General features: G+C 72.0%; 1 protein-coding gene and 1 pseudogene. One reads left to right on the top strand and one right to left on the bottom strand.

Annotated features, from left to right (window positions below):
- Positions 1 to 585 (top strand): C40 family peptidase (locus AOK24_RS44745; protein ID WP_167376928.1); only part of this gene is annotated, 585 nt, incomplete at its 5' end.
- Between the two features lie 62 nt (positions 586 to 647).
- On the opposite strand, the pseudogene AOK24_RS52140 reads toward AOK24_RS44745, so the two are convergent.
- Positions 648 to 948 (bottom strand): annotated as a pseudogene (locus AOK24_RS52140) (MerR family transcriptional regulator); the annotation flags it as partial.
- Positions 949 to 1,077: the final 129 nt, after the last annotated feature.

The raw sequence follows: 1,077 nt of genomic DNA, 5'->3' as shown, positions 1-1,077 counted from the left end.
GACACCGTCACCCGCACCGCCCGCACCGCCCTGGACGCCCAACTCGCCCTCACCGCACGCAAGAAGAAGGCCAGGGACGACGTCCGCAGCCGCCTCGACGCCGTCCAGAGACTTCTCGCGACCCTCACCCCGGACCAGCTCACCCGCCTCGCCCGCCTCGAACGCGCCCAAGTCGACGACCGCCAGCGGAAGTTCTTGGCGGACAACGACCTCACCGGCACCGACTCCCCCACCTCGCCGGAGGGCGAACAGGCGGTGCGCTACGCGATGGACCAGGTGGGCAAGCCGTACGAGACCGGCGCGGCGGGCCCGGCCGCGTACGACAACTCCGGCCTGGCGGCGACCTCCTGGGGCCACGCGGGCGCGCGGATCCCCCGTACGGCGAAGGAGCAGTGGGCGCGGCTGCCGAGGGTCCCGCTGAACCAACTCCGCCCGGGGGACCTGGTGTTGTACCACCCGGAGGCGACGCACGTGGCGGTGTACGTGGGGAAGGGCAAGGTCGTCCAGGCGCCGGGCCCGGGCGGAGAGGTGAGAGTCACCCCCATCGCCACGGATCCCGTACTGGGGGCGGTACGACCGGCCTAGGCAGGCGGGGCCGACGCCGCGCGGGCGCGACCAGGGCATCACACAACGCCGCCCCCGGCATCTCACTCCCCCGAAGCCGCCCCGATCGCCTCGTCCAACACGTCCCGGGACAACGCCAGTTCAGCGATCAGCCGGTCGATCCGGGCCCGCTCGGCCACCAGTTCCTCGACCAGCTTCCCGTCCGCCACCGCACTCGGCCCCCCGTCCGCGTCCCGCATGCACGGCAGCAGCCGGGCGATGGTCGTACTGTTCAGCCCGGCCGCGTACAGCGCCTGCACGCGGATCACCCGGTCCACCGCCCACTCCCCGAACTCCCGATGCCCACCCGGTGTCCGCTCGGCGACGAGCAGTCCCTGCTGCTCGNNGCTCCCCGATCCGCACCGGCATCGACCTCCTCATACCTGAGAGCCACTTGAATCTGACACCAGTGTCAGGTTCTACGGTACCCGCATGCCACCGACGACTCCCCTCCTCACCCCCACCCACCTGGGA

The sequence above is a fragment of the Streptomyces niveiscabiei genome (assembly GCF_001419795.1).
Taxonomy (GTDB): Bacteria; Actinomycetota; Actinomycetes; order Streptomycetales; family Streptomycetaceae; genus Streptomyces; species Streptomyces niveiscabiei.
Note: the sequence above shows the minus strand (reverse complement) of the source record. Positions and strands in the feature narration are given on the sequence as shown.